Origin of the sequence: Schlesneria paludicola DSM 18645 (genome assembly GCF_000255655.1) — a bacterium.
Classification (GTDB): domain Bacteria; phylum Planctomycetota; class Planctomycetia; order Planctomycetales; family Planctomycetaceae; genus Schlesneria; species Schlesneria paludicola.
In genome coordinates this window covers 1304925-1328608 of record NZ_JH636434.1, presented here as the reverse complement: position 1 = coordinate 1328608, position 23684 = coordinate 1304925, and the positions used below count along the sequence as shown (strand labels likewise).

Below are 23684 nucleotides of genomic sequence, written 5' to 3'. Positions count from 1 at the left end.
AGCCTCCTAAAAACGTCCATATCGTTCACGCATCTTAGTCGTGCGTGACTACTCCAACAAGCATTCCATACCGAATCGTACGCGGACCCTTACACGAAAAACGGGGCGTCCGTTGGGAATTTCTCATGAATTTCCGTTGGATTCGCTGATTGGAAATCGGCCATTTCATCTATCCGAAGTGGCGCGGAATTCGCGCAGAATGTGTTGGAAATGTCGTTTTCCTGCGACGCGAGGCCGATCAATTCGGATCGGGTTGCTGGGGTCCCGACATCATCGTTCGGATTTTGGCTCTTAAGGTGGGGCGGCTCAGTCCCAGAATTTCGGCCGCGCGAGACTGAAGTCCGCCGGAAAGTTTCATCGCCTGACCGACAATAATTCGGTCGAAATGAATCAGGGCGCGCCGGTAGATATCGACACTACTTTGCGTCATCTCCTGTTCGACGAAATCGCCCAGGGTTTTCCAGGCGTTCTGATTGACGCTGACGATCGGCTCAGTCGTTTCGACTTCCACCGGTCCATCGCTGTGAAGTTCGATGGACAGAAATTCAGGCAGCAGTGTAGGGCCCGTTGACACAATAAGCGCTTCACGAATGACGCTTTGCAACTCGCGAATATTTCCGGGCCATCGGTAGTGTTGCAGCTTGTCCAGTGCATCTTGCGAGATGGATTGCACGGCGGTGCCAAGTTGTCGATTGAATCGAAACAGGAAGTAATGGGCCAGCTCGGGGATATCGTCGAGTCGTTCTCGAAGTGAGGGCAGATGCAGCGTCACGCCTCGCAGTCGATAGTAGAGATCGCGCCGAAATCGACCATCTTCGATCATCGACTCGAGATTCTGATTTGTCGCGGCGATCACGCGGACGTCAACCGACAGCGTTTCGTTGCCGCCCACACGTTGAAACTGCCCATCCTGAAGCAGCCGAAGGATTTTCGCCTGCGTGGCCAATGGCATGTCGCCGACCTCGTCCAGGAACAACGTTCCGTGGTGGCATTGCTCGAATTTCCCGATCCTGCGGCGATCGGCCCCCGTAAACGCCCCTTGTTCGTGACCAAACAGTTCACTTTCCAGCAGGTTCTCGGGAATTGCGGCGCAGTTGATCGCCAGGAATGCGGCCTGATTTCTGCGACTGTGCTGATAGAGTGCCCGGGCGACGAGTTCTTTCCCGGTACCGCTTTCGCCCAGAACAAGCACGTTGACGTTCTGGGGCGCAATTCTGCCGATTTGCTTGCAAATGGACTGCATCGACGGGCCATTTCCGACCAGGCGATCGGACGAGTCATCGGCCAAGCTGGTGTCGTCGATCGCGGCGGCTGCGTGCATCAGCCGGCCGATTTTCAGCGCTTGATCCACAACCTGCTGAAGCTGTTCGAAGTCGAGTGGTTTAACGAGATAGTCATACGCACCGATTTTCATCGCTTCGATCGCAGTGTCTGCAGTGCCATGCCCCGTAATAAAAATGACGAGCGCTTTCGGATCGACTTCATGGACCTGTTTAAACAGGTCGAGGCCTGACATCTTGCCAAGGCGAATATCCAGCAGCACCACATGAGGCATTTCCTCACGCAGCAGCCGCAATCCTTCCGCGGCTGTTGAGGCGATCAGGACGCGTAGGATGTCGCTCTGCAAGATGTTTTGAATCGTCTTGCAGATTCCGACTTCGTCATCAATGACCAGTAGCGATTCCAAGTGACACCTCGTATTGAATCGATGACCGCGACTGCAAATTGCCTGTCTCAGGCCGAACCTGTATCGGCCGTCAATTCGTAGAATGGAAGATGGATCGTGAACTGTGCACCGCCATCGAGACAATTGATGGCATGAATCGTTCCACGATGTTCCTCGATAATTCGGCGGGAGACGGCCAGCCCCAATCCTGTTCCTCGTTCTTTTGACGTTGCAAAGGGCTCAAACAGTCGGGCTAAAACCTCGTCCGGAATCCCTTCACCCGTGTCTTGCAAGATGATCTGAACCCATTGCTCATTCGGCGGCTCATTCGGGCTTGGATCGAACGCAGGGCGGAGGTGACGATTTTCGACAACGGCGGCATCGATTGTCACCACGCCCCCATCTGGCATTGCCTCGATCGCATTGATCAGCAGATTGACCAGCACTTGATGCAGCTTTTCCGTGTCTCCATCGACCGTCAACGGGGACTCGTCGATCCGGGTGACGATCTCGATTTTCTGCTGACGCATCCGGGCGTCCACCAGGTTGAGCGCACGTCGCAACGTCTGGCGAATGTCGTGCGGAATTCGATTCAATTTTGGTGGCCGCGAGAAATCCAGCAGTCCTTGAATCGTCGCTTCCATCCGTCCGATCTCTTCCAGGATCAGACGTAGCTTGTTCTCGTCAAGTGACGGTCCAGATGCCTGCCGGATTGCATGTTGAAGGAGCAGTTTCACCGACGTCAGCGGATTGCGAATCTCGTGAGCCACTCCCGCAGCGAGTTCACCAACCGCCGCCAGACGCTCTGATTGCAGTACCTCACGACGAGCCGCCTGAAGGTCGCGACTAACGTTACGCATGCGTTCGGCAACGTGCTCCGCCTGCTGTTGAACATCGGCAAAGTCGCCCGATGATTCGATGGCGATTGTGCCGACGTCGCTATTGATGCCTCCCGCGTCATGCAGTGTAACGGCGATTCGCGCCATTGAGCGGTGCATGCGCAAGGCCAGTCGCCATCCGAGAAACACCCCCAGTACGGGGCCAATGATCAGCATCGCCACACGAAATGATAGCACCACACGGGTCACTCTCTGGCGTCGCAATGCATCTCGCTCTGCCAGTTCACGATTGAACTTGAGCAGTTCTCCCGCAGAATCGGTAATGAGTCGTGCCAACGCGACGATTTGCCGTTTCTCGCTGGCGATTTCGGTCGATAGGGAGGTCGATGGATCGTGAGCCGCCAGTCGATCGAACAAGCGGGGCATGCCATCCGTGAACGCGTTCAACGACGTTTCGAACGTCGTCAAGATTTGTTGCTCCATCTTCGAGAACACGGCCTGATCAAGGCGTTGCCGCTCACGAATGATTTCGTCCAGAATCTCCGTCCAGCGGGACGCGGCGCCTTTCATCGGGACCGTTTCATCGTAGAGTTCAGCGACGAGTTGCCAGACCCGAAGCAGGATCGATTCCGTCGCGCGAATCGAAACGACACTTTCCGTAAAGCTGCGCTGGTGTGAGCGTTCGAGCCAATACACGTAGTAGTTCGTGACGGAACTCATCGTAATCCAGAGTGTTGCCACCAGGATCACGGGGGCCAGCGTCTGGGCTAGCATCGACTTTGACGTATTCGATTTCATGAAAGAACTCTGCGCTCGTCAGTCGGGACGTGATGCAAACCGTCAGAACCCAATCGCGCCCTCTTGTTGATTCTATGGATTTAGGACAAATGTCTTGAGTCGCTCGCGGGTGATCATCTCGATGCGGTCAGGAAAAGGCCAATGATCGCGTCGTGAAATGACACGATACTGCAGCAGATAGACAGGACTCGATAAGCGACCTTCACTCATGATCGGTTCGCAGCCGTAGAGTTGTGCCCCGCGACGCATTCCCTGATCAAACAGCAGGTGTTCGAGTGCTTGCAAGGGTTTGGGAAAGCCGAACGCCGCAGTGGGGCTCTACATTGGCAACAGACCTCCCGGTCGCTACACCGCAGCGTTGATTCCCTCAACATCGTATTGTTGCTTTTCACAGAGTTCATGATTCGGTTGATCGCGATGGCGTCACCTCCACAAACATCTCGATACGGTCTCTATCCCTGCTTCGATCGCGGCTTTGATTTAAGATTGTGACGGCGGTTTTAGGGGGCACTTTGAATTCAATTGCTGGCCCACGGGCGTCCCTCGAGGATGCGTAAGCACCTCGAATGCCATTGCACCGAAACATTGCCAGGCCTTACGCCCTCCACAGGATTCGCCACAAATTGGAACTTGTTAAGACGAATTGCCGGTCTGCACTTTGGTTCAGTGGCAAGAGCGAGCTGAAGCGGGCTGCTGTATGGAGCCGAGAGTTGGAAATGTTCTTTTCGATTGGAAAGAAACTTTCCGACGAAGATCTCAGGTTCGACCGAGTTAGCGGGTGATGAAGTGATAGGGGCGTACGCTGATCCGAATCAAAATCGCCATGACATGGTTGAAGGTTCAATGCCCTTTATTGCCTGACCTGCAGTCGGCGTTCAATTGAATTGGCTCATTTCCAGCGATGAGAGACAGGTGGATTGTCTTTGTTTTTCGACATCCACCTCCTCGGCGCGCGATATGCAATGGCGGAACCGATGAAAGTCTTTCATCTGGCTGTTCGAAGATGCGGTTGGAGGGGTTCTTATTTCGTGGTGTTAATCGATGCGCCTCGTTCGCTACCCAAATCGCGGGCGAGGCCGCTTGAGGTGATCTGAGTCAAGGATTGCGATGATGTCTCATCAAGTCCTCGTTGCGAGCGAATCCGCATTTCGGCGTGCGTGGTGTGTTGACGAGTTGGTCTTGAACGGAATGGATGTGACGACGGCGACAGATGGAGTGGATTGCATTGCGAAGATGCGCGACGTGCGACCCGATGTGGTCTTGCTCGAACTCTCCCTGTTGTGGGGTGGCAGTCAGGGGGTTCTCGCAATCCGAGCGGAAGAACATGCATTGCAGTCGATTCCGGTTGTCTTGTTGGCCGTCGATGGATTTGCGGCCGAGTGGTACCAGTCCGCCCAATATTCCATTCAGGGATTTCTGTTGCGCAGGCCTTCCTCGGAGCTGCTCGTCTCGGCATTGCTCGCGGCGATGCGCCGGGCGGACCGGGAGACGCGAGAGATATCGTCATCTGTTCAGGGGCCGTCTCGCACGACGCTCTTTTGATTTTGATGATTTCATCTTGAGTTCAGGGAGGACTCCGGCGAAGTGGCAATGAGTTTGTTAATCTCAGCCACGCACAGCGACTGAGCTCGCGAAACTTTTTCGAGCTGGACCTGTTCAATTGAGGGAACTTGAATCTTTAAACCATCGAAACGGAATTCGACGAATGGAACTTTCCGAGTTGATCGCTGAGTTTGAGCAGCTCTGCAATGCAGCACCCGGAAGCTTGAATCAAGACTCGATCATTGAAGTCATCCCAGGCTGGAGCTCGCTGGCCTTTCTGGGGGTGATTGCGGTCGCGGATGACATGTTCAGCGTCACGTTAAAGCCCAGGCAGTTAATGCAGTGCTCGACGATCGCAGACTTGTATTCACTGCTCCAATCGCTGCGAGGCGATTCCAGCGCGAGTTCCAACTCCAGGTGAGCGGCATCCGAGTGGTAGATCGTTCCCGAACCTGGCGTGATTGGTTGCCCTCGCTCAATTCGACGTCGTGTCAGGACAGGAGTGGTCATACAGAGGCGTGTGTTGGGATGTGATCAGCGAGGCGCGCGGGCGATAAAACAAACGCATTCTGTGTGATCGGGTTGCCCAGTCCCATGATTGCCCAATCATGGGACTGGGCAAAAAAACAGAAACGCGAACAGAGAGAGCCTCTGTTCGCGTTTTGTTATTCTTACGATTGACCAATACGGTCACGATTTGATCGTCCGTTGAAATAACGGGGACTGGCTCCGCAACGACTCTGAAACGCCAGACGTCGTCAAGGGCAGCCCCCCCTCTTATTGCAACAGGTTGCTAGGAGGCGGTTGACGCTTCCGCAGCAGGCTGCTCAACAACTTGCAGGTTGGGAACGGCGATGTTTGTGATTTTCACGCGAGTGTATTTCTGACGATGTCCCGTATGACGACGCGAAGCATTACGACGGTGGAACGTCTGGATTTCGAGCTTGAGGCCCTTGAGCTGTGCCGTGACCACTTCTCCGGTGACGGTGGCCCCGGAAATGACCGGCTGGCCAACAACACTCGTTCCGCCGCCGTTTGCCAGCAGAACCTTGTCGAAGGTGATTGTCTGGCCGTCCTGGACGTCGTTGCGGTAGTCAACAGCCAACACATCGCCGGTCTTGACGCGATACTGACGGCTGCCATCTTCAATGATTGCGAACATAACTGAACCCCGAAAACCTCTACCCCGTTTCCGAGGCAATATAGAAACGAACGTCGCTGCTGGCGGCAGATTGCGGCGACTGAATGCACAGTCGCCGCCACTGGCCACCACAAGAGCGAGGCGAGCTCCGCTCGCCCATCATTTGACAATCGAAATCGTGTACTACCGAATTTCAGCTCGTCGGCCTCGGTCCTTTTCGGGACGATCGAGGTTTAAGGCATTGGACGCTTCGGGATACGAAAACACCAATGCCCAGCGAGGGAGGGAGAGAATACCGACTTAGCTCTTCGATTTCGAGTCTGGGTTTGCAAAAATTTTCACTTCTGTTCCAGTTGTGTTGGAACAATGGAATTTTAAATGCTCAGGACCCACCCCACTGCGGGCGTCCACAGTCACCAGCACATCGTATGTTTCTTCTAACTGCGTGATGTCACGTCGCTTACGGTTATTCAGGAATGCGGCGACGCGTTCGTGAACTTCCACAGTGACGCGTGACACGTCTTCCTGGTTGGCGTGTGACATCAAAAGCCGCATGACGTCAATTGCCATGCTTTCTGCTGTTTTGACTTGCGCCGTGCCCGAGCAGCAGGGGCAATCCTCGTAAACAGATCGTCGTAGCGACGGACGAATTCGCTGACGCGTCATTTCAATCAGCCCAAACGGGCTGATATTCAGGATCTTCGTACGTGCGCGGTCTCGTTTCACGGCGTGATGAAGTGCTCGTTCGACTCCGCGTCGATGCTTCTCGTCGCGCATGTCGATGAAGTCGTTGACGATCACGCCACCCAGGTCTCGCAAGCGAATCTGTCGGCTGATTTCTTCGGCGGCGCGAAGGTTGACCTGGTATGCGTTCTCTTCCGGATCGTCGTCCATGCGGAAGTTTCCGCTGTTGACGTCGATCGCCACGAGGGCCTCGGTCTGGTCGATCACAATCGAACCGCCACCCTTCAACGGAACGTGACGGCTTTGGATTCGGGTGATCTCTTGTTCGATGTCGTGCTGTTCGAAAATGGGTTCGCGGCCATCGTACAGGCGGACCCGATCAACGTGGCGAGGCAGCACGATTTTCATGAACTCGCACGCACGCTCATACGCACGGGGTTCATCAATCCAGATCGCGTCGATCTCGGACGTATAGATGTCGCGGATTGTCCGCGTGATCATGTCGCTTTCTTCGTAGATGTCGACCGGAGCGGGGAACTTTTTGACCCGGCTGACGATCACCTTCCACAAGCGAAGCAGGTAGTTCAAGTCGCGCTGAAGATCCGCTTGCGAACGATCAACGCCGGCGGTGCGAATGATAAATCCGAGTCCTTCAGGCGGACTCAGATCGCGTAGGATTCGCTTCAATCGTTTCCTCGCGTCGTCATCAGCGATCTTGCGGCTGACCCCCACGCGTTGCAGCCCCGGCATCAGAACCAGGTATCGGCCAGGGATGCTGATGTAGGTTGAAAGAGTCGGTCCTTTGGAGCCGATCGCACCCTTGATCACCTGCACCAGAACTTCACTACCGCGCTTCAGAATGTCCTGGATTTGCGGCTTGTTCCGAACACTGCGTTCGTTGAATTTGGTTCGTGGTCCGCGCGATGGACGGACGTCATCTTCATCGTCGTCATCGCTGTCATCAGCGTCTTTGCCGTCAACAAGATGCTTGTAGTACTGGAATTCGATGTCACTGACATGCAAGAACCCGTTTCGGCCGACGCCGAAATCGACGAAGGCTGCCTGGATGCTTGGCTCGATGTTGACGACGCGGCCCTTGTAGATGTTGCCGACGTAGTTCTCGAGGCTGTTTCTTTCGACGTAAAGTTCTTGCAAAAGGCCATCTTCAACGATGGCGATACGGCTTTCCTCGGCTTGGAGGACGTTCATCAGCATTTCTTTTTTCATCACTCACCTTTTTCAAAGAGTGAGTGCGCAGTCCGGCTTTTGAGTCGTTTGCACCAGGCGCAATCCGAATCGCTTCCCAATCGACGCGAACGCTGACTTCGTTCGTTGGCGAGGCGAGGTGAGAATTGCTCCAAGGACTTGATTTGAACTCCACAAAAGTTGAAACAAGGCGATTAGACGCACGGATCAATCCTGAAGGATGAACCGTTGGGCGAGTGACGGATGTTCCACCGTTGGCACGAGAGCACGAGCGCGACCGATCGGCAAATCGACGTTCAGCGGAACCACCCAGTCCCAAGGGCCCCTGGAAAAACGCCTTGGCGTTTTCGAGGCACTCAGACGGTTCAACGCCTTCCGACGACGAGAGTTCACGGACAAAGTCGTGCGAGATCACTTGCGGCCAACCAGAGAGGTGCAGACGCGCCGATTGCTGACGGGAAGGATACGGAGAAATTCCGTAGTACCCGACAAAGCAGGAGTCCTGCCGGCGGTCATCGAGAGAATCGTCACCGTTCCCACAACGCGATGCTCGGTCAAGCGGCAAGCGGTTGTCGGCGTCTGGATCGCAATTACGCACTCGAAATGATTCCAATCCAATGTATTTTGCCACGATCACAAGACCGCGGCGTTCGTAAATTTTGCAGGCGACTGCGTCGTGGCGAGCTGGCTTCGAGAAATCCCGATCCAACATTCGCGGTTCAGTCCAACTGCATGAGATCAGGGCAGATCCGTTTCAGTTCTCCCCCGAGATAGTTCTCGACATCGCGAGCAACGTCGAGTGTTTCTGCTCGAGCGGCGATTTTCTCCGCCTTCGAGATCGACAGATTTCGAATAACCTCCTTCAGTTCAGGAATTGCATGAGGTGTCACACTAAATTGCCGAATTCCCATTCCAATCAGTAATGGCAGGAATACGGGGTCGGAACTCATTTGCCCGCAAACGGATACGGAAATGTTGTGCTTCCGTGCCGCGTTGACGACGTGCCGAATCATCCGCAAAATCGAAGGATCGCCAGAACGATACAAATTCGCAACGGCTTGATCAGCCCGATCGACCGCGAGAGTGTACTGAATCAAGTCGTTAGTCCCAAGCGAGAAGAAGCTGACTTCTCGTGCAAATTCTTCCGCCATGATCGCGGCCGCGGGAACTTCGACCATCATTCCGATTGGGACATTACGCCGGAATGGAATCCCCTGCTCTTCAAGATCTTCAATCACATCACTCAACACCATTTTCGCCTGCCGGAACTCGAGCAGTGTCGAAATCAGTGGGAACATGATCCACAAATCGCCAAACTCGGCCGCCCGAAGCGCGGCTCGTAACTGGGTCTTAAACAGTTGAATATGCTGCAAGCTAAGGCGAATACTACGAACGCTGAGTGCGGGATTGACGCTTTCCGGATACTTGGCTCGAAGTGCGCCGGGCATCTTGTCTGACCCCAGGTCCAGCGTACGGATCACGACGGGTTGACCGGGGAATGCCTTTAAGACCTGGCAATAAGCCTGGTAGTGGTCTTCTTCTGTCGGCTCACGATTGGATTCAAGGTACAGAAATTCGGTTCGGTACAGTCCAATCCCAGCGGCACCTTTCTCCTTGCAGGGTTCGGCCTCTTCCGGGAACTCGATGTTGCCAAGCATCGTGATCGGTACGCCATCTTGCGTTTCGCAGGGCAACCGACTTAACGAACTCAGGCGGCGTGCGTGACTTCGGAATCGTTCTTCGGAATCGCGATACCGAATCAAGGTCTCTTCATCCGGGGCGATGATGACGACACCCTTGCTGCCGTCGATGATGATCGTTTCAGAGCCTGAGACGTCGGCGAGAAAATTTCCGATTCCCACGACGGCGGGAATCTCCATGGCTCCCGCCAAGATCGCCGTATGGCTCGTGTGGCCACCCACTTCTGTCGCAAATCCCAGCACAAACTTGCGGTCAAGCTTCGACGTTTCGCTTGGCGACAGATTGTGGGCGAGAACCAAGACAGGTTCGGTCAAATGACTCAGTTCTTCACGCCGCTCGCCCAGCAGGTGACGCAGCAGCTTCTTCTCGAGATCAAAAATGTCTGCGGAACGCTCGGCCAGATATACACCCAGATTCTGCATCTGCTTCGCGTACTGTCCAAGGACCTGGCTGACGGCGTACTCTGGCGACTGTTTTTGGCGAATTCGTGACTCAACCTGTTCGATGAACTTCGGGTCACGCACCAGAGCAAGGTGTGCGGAAAAGATCAGCGCGTACTGTCCGCCCAGGCGCTCGCCGACCAGCTTTTCGTTCAGCAGGATTTCTTCGCAGACGGCATCGAGCGCCGCGTGGAATCGCGTCAGCTCAAATTCGATCCCGCTCTCGGAGACGAATCGGACGGGGATGCGGAAATCTTCGGTGCCCAGAACCATGGCCGAGCCGATGGCGACACCGGGGGAAACGGCGATACCGCGTTTTATCAGCATGAAAAACAGCTATCCACTTGAAACGTCATCATGGCGGGGCGTCAGCAGCACAAACGAGTCCAAATTCAAGGTGTCCTGTGGGCCACTTCCGCAATTCGACACGATCCATTCTTCCGAATTTCAGAATGACCCGTCAGTCAGCGATTCACAGTCAGAAAACCAAAGTATTACCCAGCAATCTCCCTCTTTGATTTGCGAAGTCCAAAGTTGTCGCCCAGCGTTGCCGGCTCTGTCGATCAGGGACTCTTCTCGACTTGAAACCCGTCCAGGAACAGTTGGCTGACCCGTTCCACAACGATTTGCGAGCCAGCGCCCGTCGCCTCAATTTCCAGGCTGGTTCCCCGTTCTGCAGCGAGCGTTAACAGCTCCAGAAGGCTTTTTGCGTCGGCGCGCAAAGCCCCCTTGGTCAGCACCACGCTGCCCTGGTGTTGTTGCGCGGCCAAAGCAATCAACTGGCAGGGACGAAAGTGAAGTCCTTGCTCGTTGATAACAGTGACCGTTCGACGATGGATGACTGCATCGGACATGATGAATCATTCATCACGTAGGCGTTTGGATCGGGAATTGACGACATCCGCCCGCGTGGAAACGGGACGAGCGAAGACGTTTACAGTTCGTTATTGTCTGCTTCGGCAAGCAATTCCCAAATGTCTTCGCTGGTCTTGGACTGACGCAGGAACTTACAGAAATGATCGTTTCTGAGGTGTCGCGAGATGTTCTCGAGACCCCGCAAATGGTCTCCCGGACGATCGGGTGGGGAAACCAGCAAAAACACGATGTAAACCGGTTCGCCATCCAGGCTGGCGAAGTCGACGCCGTCTTTCGCCAGAGCGATTGCCGCGATCAACTTATCGGTTGAACTGTGTTTGGTGTGTGGAACGGCCACGCCGCGACCAATTCCGGTCGAACCGAGCTCTTCACGCTTCAAAATTGCGGCGACGATGTTTTCTTCGTCTTCGGCCTTGATGCTGCCGGCTTTCTGCAGGCTCGCAACCATGGCTCGAATCGCGTTTTCTTTGCTCCCGGCCGGAAGCTCGGGCAGGATCGCGCCCGGAACAACGAAGTCGCACAACTTCATGGAATCACCCCTTCTGGCTTCTATCTGAATGTTTCGATGTATTACGGATTATCTTTGGGATTGCGTTGTTCCGCGGCTTCGGCGATTTCGCTCAGTGCCGGGTCGCGACGGTGATCCTGAATCTTTTCTTTGTACTTCCGCACCTGCTGCTCCATCTTGTGCAGAGCCGCGTCAAACACGGCGATGACGTTCTCTCCGGTTTCACCCGATTCACTCGCCACCAAATCGTGACGATGCTCGGCATCCACAAGAATTTCGACGTTGGTTCGGTCGTTTGAAAAATCCACTGTCACGTTGATCGCCGTCACGCGATCGAAAAATGTCAACAATTTCTCAGCCTTCCGAGCAATGTGCTCTTGTGCGCTGGGACTCAAAGTACCGTGTCTGCTGGTGATAGCGACTTGCACCGAAACCTACTCTTTCTCTGGAATTTCATTCTCTGGAACATCAACTCAGATCGACGCTCAGGGTATGGGCGGCTTGGAATTGTGAAAAACGCAACCCACCCCAACGACCATCCAGGTATGGCGTCGATCCTTTACCAACTTGTTCGGAGAATAAGGGGGCGACCCTTAACTCTACTCCCATTTCTGATTCTGACAAAATAACCCCGAGGAGGTCATCCTCGGGGACATACGCGACTGATTGTATTCTACGAGAAATCCCCGTCAATCACCGAGCACACTTGCCTGTCAGGGCTTGTGCCGAATTCTCGGCGGCTTTCCGATTCTCTGACCTGCGTCTCACTGTTGCCCGCATCGAAGCAGATGCCATTCTGCTTAAATGCGGTACCATCGCGCATTCTTTCTCGGACCGATACGCTCAAACAATTCGTCCGTTTCGGAATAAACCTCCGATTGCCACGTCGTACGAAGAGTTTGGCTTTCCAGCAGCAGAAGTTGCCACGACACGCCGAACGCACCCAAGACGCAAGTCCGCTACGGCCGGACAAGTGTAGCACTCCTGCGCGTGAAGGAAAACTGCGCGGCCGTCTTGATTCCTACTGGAAATCGAGGATCGCGCCCGTGCGATCGGACGGTTCTGGTGTCGGCCGAACGTCCTTCATCGGCAGTGGCTGTGAGAGAGGGACAGCCGATGGCGCGGTCCTGATCAGGCTCTCCGCAGAAGGTCGGGTATCTTCGGACATCGCCGCGACACGCAGTCCGCCGTTTCGCAAATCCTTCTGTTTCAGCAGGCGGCTCGAACTCGATGTTCCTGTTTGCAGGGCGGGTTGGAACCGAGACTGACCGCCCTCCGACTGACTAATCGAGCGATAGGATGGGGCTTTGTCTTTCGCCTTTCGCTCTTTCAGTTCCAGGCCAAAGAAGGGAACTCGCGAATTACTGTCGATGGCGAAGCTTTTTCCGCCGACGGCGCAGCCGCTGGACACCAGGATCAGTCCCATGGCCAGACACGAAACAAACGCAGATTGTCCGCGAGCGGCCTGCATTCGACGGCCCTTCGAAAAATCATGACAGGAAAATGGGGAGTGAAGTCGGGTTGATATCAGGAAGAATGAAATTCGCAAAGATGTCTTTTGACGTGCGCGACAGCGGAATGACGAGGAATTCAGGCGGCTGGCAGAACGCAATTCGGTTTCGAATGCGAAGCCGGCCGCGCAAAATCCATTCGTCTCAGGCGGTCGGCGAACGTCCCTTCGACTTGGCGGGAGAATTGTCACGGACTTGGTTTGGTGCCTTCAGTGACGGTCGTTGTGACTTGCGATCAATCAGCAACCGGAAGCTCCATTTCTGCCCGTTCGTTTGTTGCAAGTCATCCGAATCGGCATCTGTGGCGTCGCTCGCGTCATCGAAATTCGGAAGTCCTGACTCGGTTGCCGAAGGCGATGGAGAAAATCTCTCGGGTTGCGGGACCGACGATGGCTCGCGGTTATCCGCCTGGCGAATCAATGAGTCGCGATCTTCAAGAGCGGCCAGTCGTTTCTCGAGTCCTTCAATCCGCGAGATCAGTTCCAATTTGTCGACCAGGTCCTGTTTTTGGTCAACCGCTGCAGACGGTTCGTCGTCGCTGGCGTGTGACGTCGGCCAGTGCATCGCGGTGCCAAGCCCAAGCAGCGCGACCGCCAAGCACAAATAGAACTTCTTCATTGATAAAGCCTCCTGCTGGTTCGTCAGTCCCCGTGATCCTTCACGGAGATGTGATTTTTTGGGGTGCCATCGACTGGCCGGTTCCATCCGGTCGGGCGGCGGTATCCCCTTGGTGTGTGGACAAGGCGGGTTCGAATTCTTCCGATCAGGAAAACCCCGGGCGCCGGGGGGACAGCCCCAGCGCCCGGGTGTATGGTCCCGTCACAACGTGACGACAAAGCCATCGACCCAGAGACAGCTTCGTCATCGAATACGTGAAGGCCCGGCGCGACCCGGACGAGCGATCAATTCCCGCAAATCAATCGCATGTGACGGAACCTTTCTCTCTTCAAAACCCTCGTTTTCATTTCACGCACAGTATCGTTGCGGTTTGATCTGCCGCTGGTGTTCCTCTTGTTGTGCCCGGTCTCGCAACCATTCGATGATGCGCTCCATTCGTGTCGCACGCGACCCTTTGACAAGCAGCGTGTCGTGCGGCTGCAGCCAGCAGTCGAGTACCGCCAGAAGCGTTTCCACGTCCTTCGCAGCCACGATCTGATGAGATCCCATTCCCGCCCGCGCCGCGCCACGGGCGATGTCATCCGCGTGCCGACCGCACGTCAGCAGGCGGTCTACACAAAGCTGCGCGGCGAGTTGTCCGATTCGTTCGTGTTCGTGCGCGGCTGACGGTCCCAGCTCGAGCATGTCTCCCAAAACCAGCAACCGTTGGCTCATGGCTGGTGTGGACGTGTCGGCCAGCAGTCGACAGGCGGCAGACACCGCGAGCGGACTGGCGTTGTAGGTCTCGTCAATAACGGTCCAGGTACCCACCTGTGTCATCCGACCACGGCCGGCGAGAGGCGAAAATTTCGCCAGTCCCGAAGCGATTGCGCAGGGCGACATGCCGACTTCCAGGCCGATCGCGATTGCGCACAGGGCATTGGAAATCAGATGACGTCCGGACAAGGGAAGGCTGAATCGTGCACCCTCGCAGCTAAATTGCAGGCACCTGTTGTGGATCGCGACGTCGGTTGCCTGGATGTGGTTGTCGTCGCCCTGGCCCACGAAAATGACGGGACAAGGCGCTCGATCCGCCATTTGCCGGACCGTCGAATCGTCACCGGGAAGTACTGCAAAGCCAGTGGTGGGAAGTTGTTCGAGAAGCTCGCCCTTGGTTTCGACAATGGCTTCGATCGAGCCGAACGATTCAAGGTGTGCGGCGCCGACCGCCGTGATCACGCCGACTTCGGGAAGTGCCAACTCGCATAGCCGGCGAATGTTCCCGATTTCCGAGGCTCCCATTTCCAGCACGGCGAATTCGTGTTCCTGATCGAGTTCGAGCAGGCTTAAGGGCAGGCCGATCTGGCTATTGAAGTTTGACGGACTGCGCGTGCCTTCGAAATGGTCGCTCAATGCCGAGAAAATCAGTTCGCGAGTGGTGGTCTTTCCGACGCTGCCGGTGACTCCGATGACCATGGCGTCCATTTGGCGACGGTACCAATTTCCAAATCGTCCCAAGGCGGACAGGGGATCATCCACGATCAGCATTGGCCCGGTCAGTCGCTCCGCCCGGTCGGCCGAGACGACGCACAAATGGGCCTGTCGCTCGAGTGCTTGTGCCGTGAAGTTGTGGCCGTCCTCTCGCTCGCCGCGAAGCGCCCAGAAAATATCGCCTCGCCGAACGTCGCGTGAGTCGATACTGACGCGGTCAAATTCGGTGTCGGGCGTGTTCAGATCGCGCAGCCGCCCCCCGGTTGCCAGCATCAGATTTCGGATGGTGAGCCGCTTCATGTTATGCGCTCACCCGTAACTGGGGTTGTGCCAAAGGTTGCCACCGTTCACGCAGAATTTCGCGGGTGATTTGGCGATCGTCGAATGGAATGCGGTCGCCGCCAATGATCTGCTCGCATTCATGGCCTTTTCCGGCGATCAAAACGCAGTCGCCAGGGGATGCGATTTCCAGCGCGAGTTTGATCGCGCTGCGGCGATCGGGCTCGACGACGATTTTCTGTGTCGATTCACCCATCCCGGCGAGAATCTCGTCAATGATCCGGTTGGGGTTTTCGCTGCGAGGGTTGTCGCTGGTCACGATTGCGATGTCGGCAGTCAATGCCGCGCGGCCCAGTTTGGGACGCTTTGTGCGGTCCCGGTCGCCACCGGCCCCGAAAATGCAAATGACCCGTCCAGGGGTGAGGGCACGAAGGCCGCTCAAGCATCGCTGCAGTGCATCGTCGGTATGGGCATAGTCGACAAAGGCTTCGAATGGCTGCCCGCAGTCGACGCGCTCCAGTCGTCCGGGGACACAACGAAACTCTTCGATTCCTGCCACGATTTCCTGTGGGGTCAGGCCAAAGTGTGTACAGACTGCCACGGCACCAAGAATGTTCGAAAGGTTGTGGCGGCCAATCAATCGAGTGGCGCAGTCCCAGGTCTTTCCATTGAGCTGCAGGCGAAAACGTGTGCCGGTCAGCGACTGGTCTCGGATCTGGGCGGAAATGTCCGCGGCGGGCGTCAATCCGAATGTCTGACACAGGTGTGACTGACCCTGCCGTCTGTGAATCGTCTGGGCACCAGGATCGTCAAGGTTCAGGGCAATCAACCCGCCCGGTCGAACCATGTCGCAGATCTTGGCTTTCGCCTTGAGGTAAGCATCGAACGTCTGGTGATAGTCGAAGTGATCCTGGGTGATATTCGTGATCACCGCCGCTTCCAGCTCAATTCCGGCCGCACGTCCTTGGTGTAGCGCGTGGCTCGAAAGTTCGATTGAGGCATAGTCCGTCCCGGTGCGGACCATCTGGCCTAGCCATTGAGCCAAAGTTCGCGAGTCCGGTGTCGTCAGAGTTGCCGATTCCGTTCGCTGACCATCAGAGTATTCCACGGTTCCCAACACGCCACAGCGATGCCCTGACTGTTCGAGCAGGCTGCGGATCAGCCAGCTTGTCGTCGTTTTTCCATTGGTGCCAGTGATTCCGGCTGTTTTCAGGCGGCGTGAGGGCTCGCCCGCCAGAGATTCACAGACCCGTGAATAGGACGATCGCACATCTTTCACAATACATTGCGGAATGGCGAGATTGGGGATCGCTTCATCGACCAGAAGTCCGGCGGGATTTCGTGAGATCGCGTCCTGAAGAAATTGACGGGCATCCACCCTGGTTCCGCGAATGACTGCGAACAACGAACCCGGGCGAGCGTCAGTACTTCGCTCAACAGCGTCGGTGACACAGAGGTTCGTACAGCCGACGAAATTTGCCTGAGGCAGCAACCGCCTTAAGCTTACGGCGTACGAAAATTCTGCCCCTTGATTCACGCCGAACGCCTCCCTGCGATCGTTGTTTTCAACCGTCACTCGGCCGACTTGTCCTTGATTCTTCCGAACCGGTCAAGACGATTTCGTCGCAGGGAGTCTTCGTAAGTGGCCTACAGCGGGGGAGCTTCGGGTTTCGCGGCGGGCGCATCGGGCTCCACGGCTTCCTGTCCGGCCGGCCCCGGGACAGCGGAATCGTCCGTCAGCACTCCACCGGAGTACGCGACGATGAATAGGAAAATTGAAAAAAAGTAGCTTAGCCCGACTTTGAAGAGATCCCCTTTGCGCTCTTCAAAGCTCTTGAAAATAAAGACCAGATATCCGATCGGATACGTGAAGATCGTCAACGCTCCCCAGCCCACGCTTTCCTGGAAGGCGGATTTGATGTTCTGACCATAAACCGCAAGGTTGGCGAATGACTGCCCCATCAACATGCCGAGGATGATGCCTTTCGTTGAGCCGGCCTGGGTGAATGATCCGTACAACATTCCACCGACCAATCCCATCAGGTCGAAGACCATGAAGAAGACCAGGGCGTCGACAATCAGTTGGGTAGTCGTCTTTGGTTTCTCGTCTTCGTCCTCGTCTCGCTTCTCCTTCGCGATGTACTTGTACTCTTTCTTGCGATCAACCAATTCCAGCGAGTCTCGGTTGTAGTAGACAAACTGACCGTTGGTTCGCATGTTGAACATGCTCGTAAACCCGTTCGCCAGGCTCATGACCAGCAGGAGGACGCATGGGACGATAATCGGCTGAAAGTTGATAACGTGTGGGTCTGGAAATTTTTCCGGCTCGACAGGTGCCGCCCCTTTTTTCTTCAGCACGGGGTTCAGTTCCAGTGCGAACTTCTTTCGTGCGACAGTGGCGTTTTCTTCCATATTGGAAGCAATCGTGACCAGATCAGGGCCGTAAACACCGGCAATGACCCCGATTCCCGCGATGTTCAGCGTGTTCGTCAGAAGAAACCACATGAGCCAGACGCTTAGTGGCTTAATGGTGCGGGCCCACATGGGGACGAGTTTCCAGACCATCCAGCCTTTGTACATGACGGGCATCGCCATGTGCGCCATGGCCACCGGCAACATCCAGATTGCGGGCAGAATTCCCATGGCGATGCAGATCGGGAACACGATTTCAGGTGTGCCGCCCAGATAGTTGATGACCACATACCCAACCATTGTGGGGATCAGGATCAGCGGGAGCATCACGACGAGGCACCACACCACAGACGCCGCCCCGAGTGCACTCGACAAGAAGAAGTCAAAATTCAACTTCTTGAATTTGTCTTTCCCCTCGAGCGTCAGCTTGATGATTTCGGTATCGAGAAACCACATCCAGCCGGGAATCACGAGAAAACTGATCGTGCAGCACAGCGCGAGAAACAGTCGCGGCGGCCACATCGAGATCCAGAGGAACAGAAACAGGCACAACAGTGTGAACGTTGTGGCGACGAGGGTATAGATTGAGCTGCGAAGAGCCAGGAACTGGTTTTTGCCGACGAACTTCCATGAATCGCGGAACAATCGCGGATAAAAGTCGGCGGGGTCGGGGCCTTTGAGCGATTTCTTTCGGGCTTTCGCCCCGATGCCGCCGAGGCCCGAGTCGTACCCGCATTCGGGGCACTCGGTGTCCTCCTCGTCCTGATACTTCATATCGAAGCCGCATTTGGCGCAAATGCGGGCCGAGGTGTCTTCCGCACGACGCATGTCAAAGGTCGCGAGCGCAAATTCGCTGTCAACCGGGGCCGCCGCCTTTTTCGCTTTGGCTTTCGCGGCGGCCGGCTTGCTGCTCGTGGCGGCTGCGGGGATGGGAATGCGCGTCTCGCAATTCGGACATTTGACGGCTTTGCCACGAGCGGTGTCCGGTACGGACAGCACCTTCTCGCAATTGCTGCACTTTACTTTGACGGGCATGGTTCGGCGGCCTTCCCCACTCAGTTGTCAATGCATTTCGACCGCGGCACCAACGTTCGAACGGCTGTCCATGCGGAATTTCTGAAGATCAGCAATTCGCTCGAATTCCGATTGCAGACAATGGAAATGCCGAATCATCTTGCAGAAAAGTGCTTTCACGACATTGTACGAGGCGAACAGTCGGTGGACAAAAAAGGGATTTGCCCGGCGAAAACCCTGCGAAAGACAGGGCCGAGGTCGGGCAGAACCATCCTCGCTGGTCGGTCAATTTGTTGAACGCCAGGCGCGCAACGAGACTCATCACGAGGAATTCAGGCAAGTTACAGCAAGGCGGATAGATTTCAAGTCACTTCCTTCGATCCATCTTGGTTTATCGAGCCATTTCAGTGCGGGTGATGTCAGTCGCACTTCCCCGTGCACTTCGGTAATCGGCAGGTATAGGGGCAAACGGCAGGTACAGGCCCAAATGTCTCCGAAAAGCGCTTAAATTTCCTGTTTGCTATTCTCCTCATTCTTGCTACGGTCTGTTAAAGTATCTGGCGATGTTTGCCAGCGCAACTTGGGTTATTTCATCCAACTGCGTAGAATTGGCGACAAAGCCGCTGAGCTTATGTGGCACTGAGTTCTTTCGATTGGTATTTCAAGCGTGGGAAAGGTTTCGGCCAACTGTTGCCGTCGAACGTCGTCCCCCGCCTGACTCGGGATCAGAAACGATCAAGATGAGTCCTTCAGATACGCTTGCGGCTCGCTCAGAGAAGAGCAAAGCCAGTTCTAACGCGTCGCGCAATAGCGATCCTGCCTACGCGGAACCTGAAATGGGTAGTCATTCTCATGACTCGAACTTGACGTATGTCGAGTCGCTGTATCTGGATTATTTGAATAATCCAGATACGGTGTCACCAGAGTGGCAGGACTATTTCCAGCAGATTGTCGACAGCCAGACTCGATCGGGCGGCGAACTGCACGACCCAAGTCTGTTCCGTGCGCCGTCGGTGGGAACCGGTGTTGTCAGCCCCATTCAGCTCGACTATGCGATCCTACAGGAACGCGTCGAACGATTGATTCGTAATTATCGAATCATGGGGCACTACAACGCGGATATCGACCCGCTCGGTCAGCCTCGGCCCAAAGTGACCGAACTCGATCCGACGAGTTGCGGACTCTCGGAAGCGGATCTGCACCGCCAGGTATCGACACTGACGGCCAGCGGGCAAAATGTACGTACCGTCAGCGACATCAACCAGTGGATGCGCAATACGTACTGCCGCTCGATCGGCGTGCAGTTCATGCATATCGACGATCCGATTGTCCGGGAATGGCTTCAGACGCGGATGGAAGCGACCGAAAACCGCATCCAACTCACGCGCGATGAACAAAAGCGAATTCTGAAGCGGTTGAGCGACGCCGTGGTGTTCGAGGAATTCATCCTCAACAAGTTCAAAGGCGCGAAAAGCTTCTCACTGGAAGGGGCCGAGACGCTCATTCCGCTGCTGGAACTCGCCATTTACCAGGCCGCCGATCAGGGAATCGAAGAAATCGTCCTGGGGATGGCGCACCGCGGTCGACTGAACGTGCTGGCCAGCATCATGGGTAAAGCGCCGCGCGCCATTTTCCGCGAGTTCGCTGACCTTGATCCGGAACTGAATACCGGGCGCGGCGACGTCAAATACCATCTCGGTTACAGCAACGACTGGCATTCCGGCGATGGCCGCAAAATGCACCTATCGTTGTGTTTTAACCCCAGCCACCTGGAATTCGTCAACGCCGTGGCCATGGGGCGCGTGCGCTCGAAGCAGGACCGTCATGGCGACACGGAACGCGAAAAGGTGGTCTGTCTGTTGATTCACGGGGATGCGGCCTTCGCAGGTGAAGGGATCATCCAGGAAACGCTGAACCTCAATCAACTGGACGCAACGCGCATCGGTGGGACCGTGCACATTGTCGTCAACAATCAGATTGGATTCACAACCGGGCCGCTGCAGGCGCGTTCAACGCCGTATGCGACCGATGTGGCCAAGATGCTGCAAATTCCGATCTTCCACGTGAATGGTGAAGATCCGGAAGCGGTGGCACAGGTCGTTCGGCTGGCGATGGATTTCCGTCATCAGTTCCACAGCGACGTCGTGATCGACATGTACTGCTATCGATTGCGTGGCCACAACGAGAACGATGATCCGTCGTTCACGCAGCCTTTGATGTACCGCGAAATTCGTTCGCGAAAGAAGGTCGGTCAAAGCTACTTGGACAAATTGCTCAAGATGGGCGATATCTCCGAAGAGGAAGCGAATCGACTTCAATTCGCCCACCGTCAGCAACTCGAGTCAGAACTCGAAGTTTCCAACGGTCCCAACTACGAGCATCGCTGGGATATGCTTCAGGGTCTGTGGCGCGGCTATCTCGGTGGAAACGAAGCCGGGATCCCCGACGTCAACACGGGGGTTGATGAATCCAAGTTGGCGGGAATTCTCGAGAAATTGACGCAGCTTCCCGCCGGATTCCACCCGCACTCGGGGATCGTCAACGATCGTTCGACGGGGATTCTCCAGAAGCGATTGGCGATTGCGCAAGGCAAGCAACCACTCGATTGGGCGGCAGGCGAAGTTCTCGCGTTCGCAACCCTCAGTCTGGAAGGTCACCGCGTTCGAGTTCACGGGCAGGACGCGGAACGTGGTACATTCTCGCACCGGCATGCCGTTCTGCACGACGTCAACAACGGCCAGACCTATATGCCGTTGGCACATCTGTCGACTGATCAGGCGAAGATTGAAGTCTACAATAGCTGCCTGTGCGAAGCCGCCGTGCTGGGCTATGAGTACGGCTACAGTCTCGACACGCCGGATGGCCTGATTTGCTGGGAAGCGCAATTCGGTGACTTCGTCAACGTCGCCCAGGTGATCATCGACCAGTTCATCGTCAGCGCGGAAGACAAGTGGAATCGGTTGAGCGGTCTTGTGATGCTGCTTCCACACGGGTTTGAAGGAAACGGCCCCGAGCACTCCAGTGCCCGGTTGGAACGGTTCCTGCAACTGGCCGCGGAAGACAATATCCAGGTCGTCTACCCGACAACGCCCGCCCAGATCTTCCATGTGCTGCGCCGGCAAGTCCTGCGGAAATGGCGAAAGCCATTGGTGGTGATGACGCCAAAAGCCATGTTGAGAATGCGCGAAGCGACATCGACCTTTGCGGATCTCGCGACCGGGACGTTCCGTCGGATTCTGCCCGACACCTTGGGGCGACCTGCCAGCGAAGTCCGGCAGATTGTCCTTTGCTCGGGAAAAGTCTACTACGATCTGGCGGCTCGCCGAGAAGAATTGCAACGGACCGACGTGGCGATCTTGCGGCTGGAACAGCTCTATCCTGTTCCAATGCAAGAGCTCGAAGAAGCGTTGGCAGCCTATCCCGAGGGGACACCGGTGGTATGGGCTCAGGAAGAACCGGAAAACATGGGTGCCTGGCGATTCCTGCGAGTCCTTTGGGGCGACGCGATTTTCGGGCGATATCCACTGTCGGTGGAATGTCGTCCTGCGTCCGCAAGTCCCGCGACGGGTTCCCATACAAGCCACGATCTTGAGCAGGACGAAATTCTGACGAAGGTCATCGGCAAATCGACGAAACCTGTCGGGCATCATTGATCGTTTAGCGCAGGCGATTGAACGCGCTCGCGATCTTCTCAACTTTGAACAGATCCCGTTTTTTGACGTGTAAAGGACGACGAAGTCTCATGACAGTCGAAGTGCAGCTGAAGAAGGGTGATTTTGGCGATTCGGTCTCCGAAGTCGTCGTCGTGGAATGGCTCAAGCAGGTTGGCGACGCGATCGCCGTGGATGCGGATCTGGTTGAACTGGAAAGCGACAAGGCCACGACGAAGTGGCCGGCTCCCAAAGCGGGAGTTGTCACAAAACTGCTCTTCAATGCTGGCGACACGATACCACTTCCTGCGGTCATCGCGTTGATTGACGAAACCGCGACCGCTCCGACAGCCCCCGCAGCAGCTGCTCCGGCCCCGGCCGCTGCTGCCGCCACCGCGAAAGTCTCGCCGTCCGCGGAACCACGCGTCATGCCGTCTGCCGCGGCAATGATGTCCGAAAATGGCGTGAAGCCATCGCAAGTCACTCCGACCGGACCTGGTGGTCGGATCCTGAAAGAAGATGTGCAGAAGCAGGTTTCAGCGGCTGCCGCTCAACCGGCCCCCGCACCGGCTCCTAAGCCACCTGTCGAAACTGTCCGCACCATTGTGACGGGTGAGCGGTCGGAAAAGCGTCAAATGATGAGCCCGATTCGGAAACGAATCGCCTCACGTCTGGTCGAAGCTCAAAGCACGGCGGCCTTGTTGACGACGTTCAACGAAGTCGACATGACCGCGATCATGGACCTGCGAAAGCAGCATCAAGACGCATTCACCCAACGATACGGGATCAAGTTGGGTTTCATGTCGTTCTTCGTGAAAGCCGCGATCGACGCCCTGCAGACGTTTCCTGCGATCAATGCCGAGATTCAGGGGACGGAAATCGTCTATCACAACTATTTCGACATCGGGATCGCCATCGGCGGCGGCAAGGGACTGGTTGTGCCCGTGCTGCGAAACGCCGAACGAATGGGGTTTGCCCAGATCGAGCAGGCGATTGCCGAATTTGCCAATAAGGTCAAAAGCAACACGCTCAGCCCACAAGAACTGACGGGCGGAACGTTCACGATCACCAACGGCGGCGTCTATGGATCGTTGCTGTCGACACCAATCGTGAATCCGCCCCAAAGCGGTGTGCTCGGCATGCACTCAATTCAGGATCGTCCGGTTGCTCGTGACGGACAGGTTGTGATTCGTCCCATGATGTATCTGGCTCTGACCTACGACCACCGAATCGTTGACGGCCGTGAAGCGGTCACGTTCCTCAAGCGAATCAAAGATTGTCTTGAAAACCCCGTTCGTTTGCTTCTCGATGTGTGATTGTCGCTCGATT

The 23684-nt window shown here is 55.8% G+C and carries 18 protein-coding genes; 4 read left to right on the top strand and 14 right to left on the bottom strand.

The annotated features are described in order from the left end of the window. Positions 1 to 238: 238 nt before the first annotated feature. From OSO_RS0106525 to OSO_RS0106515, 3 genes are all read right to left on the bottom strand, one after another. Positions 239 to 1687 (bottom strand): sigma-54-dependent transcriptional regulator, encoded by a 1449-nt coding sequence (locus tag OSO_RS0106525; protein ID WP_010582655.1) that lies wholly within the window; start codon positions 1685 to 1687, stop codon positions 239 to 241. Positions 1688 to 1734: 47 nt separating this feature from the next. Then, on the bottom strand, positions 1735 to 3303 hold the full coding sequence (locus tag OSO_RS47525; RefSeq protein ID WP_010582654.1) for a sensor histidine kinase: 1569 nt from the start codon (positions 3301 to 3303) through the stop codon (positions 1735 to 1737). 72 nt (positions 3304 to 3375) lie between these two features. Further along, complete coding sequence (locus tag OSO_RS0106515) at positions 3376 to 3552, bottom strand: hypothetical protein (RefSeq protein ID WP_157605061.1); 177 nt, start codon at positions 3550 to 3552, stop codon at positions 3376 to 3378. An 858-nt stretch (positions 3553 to 4410) separates the two neighbouring features. On the opposite strand from OSO_RS0106515, the gene OSO_RS42415 reads away from it, so the two are divergent. After that, positions 4411 to 4845 (top strand): ANTAR domain-containing protein, encoded by a 435-nt coding sequence (locus OSO_RS42415; protein WP_040591616.1) that lies wholly within the window; start codon positions 4411 to 4413, stop codon positions 4843 to 4845. Between the two features lie 163 nt (positions 4846 to 5008). Then, positions 5009 to 5266: a phosphopantetheine-binding protein gene (locus tag OSO_RS42410; protein ID WP_010582651.1), complete on the top strand. Its 258-nt coding sequence runs from the start codon at positions 5009 to 5011 to the stop codon at positions 5264 to 5266. Positions 5267 to 5638: 372 nt separating this feature from the next. Here the strand turns inward: OSO_RS42410 and rplU are convergent, their stop codons facing one another. From rplU to OSO_RS0106425, 11 genes are all read right to left on the bottom strand, one after another. Further along, entirely contained in the window at positions 5639 to 6007 is a 369-nt protein-coding gene (rplU, locus tag OSO_RS0106495) for a 50S ribosomal protein L21 (RefSeq protein ID WP_010582650.1), read from the bottom strand. 279 nt (positions 6008 to 6286) lie between these two features. Continuing rightward, complete coding sequence (locus tag OSO_RS0106490; protein WP_029246718.1) at positions 6287 to 7897, bottom strand: Rne/Rng family ribonuclease; 1611 nt, start codon at positions 7895 to 7897, stop codon at positions 6287 to 6289. A 698-nt stretch (positions 7898 to 8595) separates the two neighbouring features. After that, a complete protein-coding gene (ptsP, locus tag OSO_RS0106480) occupies positions 8596 to 10344 on the bottom strand; it encodes a phosphoenolpyruvate--protein phosphotransferase (protein WP_010582647.1) in 1749 nt (582 codons plus the stop codon). 236 nt (positions 10345 to 10580) lie between these two features. Beyond that, on the bottom strand, positions 10581 to 10871 hold the full coding sequence (locus OSO_RS42405) for an HPr family phosphocarrier protein (protein WP_010582646.1): 291 nt from the start codon (positions 10869 to 10871) through the stop codon (positions 10581 to 10583). An 80-nt stretch (positions 10872 to 10951) separates the two neighbouring features. Next, complete coding sequence (locus tag OSO_RS0106465) at positions 10952 to 11422, bottom strand: PTS sugar transporter subunit IIA (RefSeq protein ID WP_010582645.1); 471 nt, start codon at positions 11420 to 11422, stop codon at positions 10952 to 10954. A gap of 41 nt (positions 11423 to 11463) precedes the next feature. Then, positions 11464 to 11829, bottom strand: a complete 366-nt coding sequence (gene hpf / locus OSO_RS0106460; protein WP_029246717.1) for a ribosome hibernation-promoting factor, HPF/YfiA family — start codon at positions 11827 to 11829, stop codon at positions 11464 to 11466. A 593-nt stretch (positions 11830 to 12422) separates the two neighbouring features. Further along, complete coding sequence (locus tag OSO_RS0106450) at positions 12423 to 12872, bottom strand: hypothetical protein (RefSeq protein ID WP_010582643.1); 450 nt, start codon at positions 12870 to 12872, stop codon at positions 12423 to 12425. Positions 12873 to 13056: 184 nt separating this feature from the next. Next, positions 13057 to 13530, bottom strand: a complete 474-nt coding sequence (locus OSO_RS0106440) for a hypothetical protein (protein WP_010582642.1) — start codon at positions 13528 to 13530, stop codon at positions 13057 to 13059. Between the two features lie 348 nt (positions 13531 to 13878). After that, on the bottom strand, positions 13879 to 15300 hold the full coding sequence (locus OSO_RS42400) for a UDP-N-acetylmuramoyl-tripeptide--D-alanyl-D-alanine ligase (protein ID WP_010582641.1): 1422 nt from the start codon (positions 15298 to 15300) through the stop codon (positions 13879 to 13881). A gap of 1 nt (position 15301) precedes the next feature. After that, a complete protein-coding gene (locus OSO_RS42395) occupies positions 15302 to 16816 on the bottom strand; it encodes a UDP-N-acetylmuramoyl-L-alanyl-D-glutamate--2,6-diaminopimelate ligase (RefSeq protein WP_063710399.1) in 1515 nt (504 codons plus the stop codon). Positions 16817 to 16926: 110 nt separating this feature from the next. Beyond that, entirely contained in the window at positions 16927 to 18726 is a 1800-nt protein-coding gene (locus OSO_RS0106425) for a hypothetical protein (RefSeq protein WP_010582639.1), read from the bottom strand. Positions 18727 to 19268: 542 nt separating this feature from the next. Between OSO_RS0106425 and OSO_RS0106415 the strand changes: the two genes are divergently transcribed. Both OSO_RS0106415 and odhB read left to right on the top strand, forming a co-directional pair. Next, the gene (locus tag OSO_RS0106415) at positions 19269 to 22358 is read left to right on the top strand and encodes a 2-oxoglutarate dehydrogenase E1 component (RefSeq protein ID WP_010582637.1); all 3090 of its coding nucleotides are present in this window, start codon (positions 19269 to 19271) and stop codon (positions 22356 to 22358) included. Positions 22359 to 22447: 89 nt separating this feature from the next. Beyond that, positions 22448 to 23671, top strand: coding sequence for a 2-oxoglutarate dehydrogenase complex dihydrolipoyllysine-residue succinyltransferase (odhB, locus tag OSO_RS0106405; protein ID WP_010582636.1), 1224 nt, complete (start codon positions 22448 to 22450; stop codon positions 23669 to 23671). The last annotated feature ends 13 nt before the right edge of the window (positions 23672 to 23684 follow it).

What these genes read in the sequence shown, in the direction of transcription:
- OSO_RS42410 (WP_010582651.1), top strand. Translation starts at nt 5,009, where the DNA reads ATGGAACTTTCCGAGTTGATCGCTGAGTTTGAGCAGCTCTGCAATGCA.
- OSO_RS0106490 (WP_029246718.1), bottom strand. Translation starts at nt 7,897, where the DNA reads ATGAAAAAAGAAATGCTGATGAACGTCCTCCAAGCCGAGGAAAGCCGT.
- OSO_RS0106425 (WP_010582639.1), bottom strand. Translation starts at nt 18,726, where the DNA reads ATGCCCGTCAAAGTAAAGTGCAGCAATTGCGAGAAGGTGCTGTCCGTA.
- OSO_RS47525 (WP_010582654.1), bottom strand. Translation starts at nt 3,303, where the DNA reads ATGAAATCGAATACGTCAAAGTCGATGCTAGCCCAGACGCTGGCCCCC.
- OSO_RS0106415 (WP_010582637.1), top strand. Translation starts at nt 19,269, where the DNA reads ATGTTTGCCAGCGCAACTTGGGTTATTTCATCCAACTGCGTAGAATTG.
- OSO_RS0106465 (WP_010582645.1), bottom strand. Translation starts at nt 11,422, where the DNA reads ATGAAGTTGTGCGACTTCGTTGTTCCGGGCGCGATCCTGCCCGAGCTT.
- odhB (WP_010582636.1), top strand. Translation starts at nt 22,448, where the DNA reads ATGACAGTCGAAGTGCAGCTGAAGAAGGGTGATTTTGGCGATTCGGTC.
- OSO_RS0106515 (WP_157605061.1), bottom strand. Translation starts at nt 3,552, where the DNA reads ATGCGTCGCGGGGCACAACTCTACGGCTGCGAACCGATCATGAGTGAA.
- OSO_RS42415 (WP_040591616.1), top strand. Translation starts at nt 4,411, where the DNA reads ATGATGTCTCATCAAGTCCTCGTTGCGAGCGAATCCGCATTTCGGCGT.
- rplU (WP_010582650.1), bottom strand. Translation starts at nt 6,007, where the DNA reads ATGTTCGCAATCATTGAAGATGGCAGCCGTCAGTATCGCGTCAAGACC.
- OSO_RS42400 (WP_010582641.1), bottom strand. Translation starts at nt 15,300, where the DNA reads ATGAAGCGGCTCACCATCCGAAATCTGATGCTGGCAACCGGGGGGCGG.
- OSO_RS42405 (WP_010582646.1), bottom strand. Translation starts at nt 10,871, where the DNA reads ATGTCCGATGCAGTCATCCATCGTCGAACGGTCACTGTTATCAACGAG.
- OSO_RS0106440 (WP_010582642.1), bottom strand. Translation starts at nt 13,530, where the DNA reads ATGAAGAAGTTCTATTTGTGCTTGGCGGTCGCGCTGCTTGGGCTTGGC.
- ptsP (WP_010582647.1), bottom strand. Translation starts at nt 10,344, where the DNA reads ATGCTGATAAAACGCGGTATCGCCGTTTCCCCCGGTGTCGCCATCGGC.
- OSO_RS0106450 (WP_010582643.1), bottom strand. Translation starts at nt 12,872, where the DNA reads ATGCAGGCCGCTCGCGGACAATCTGCGTTTGTTTCGTGTCTGGCCATG.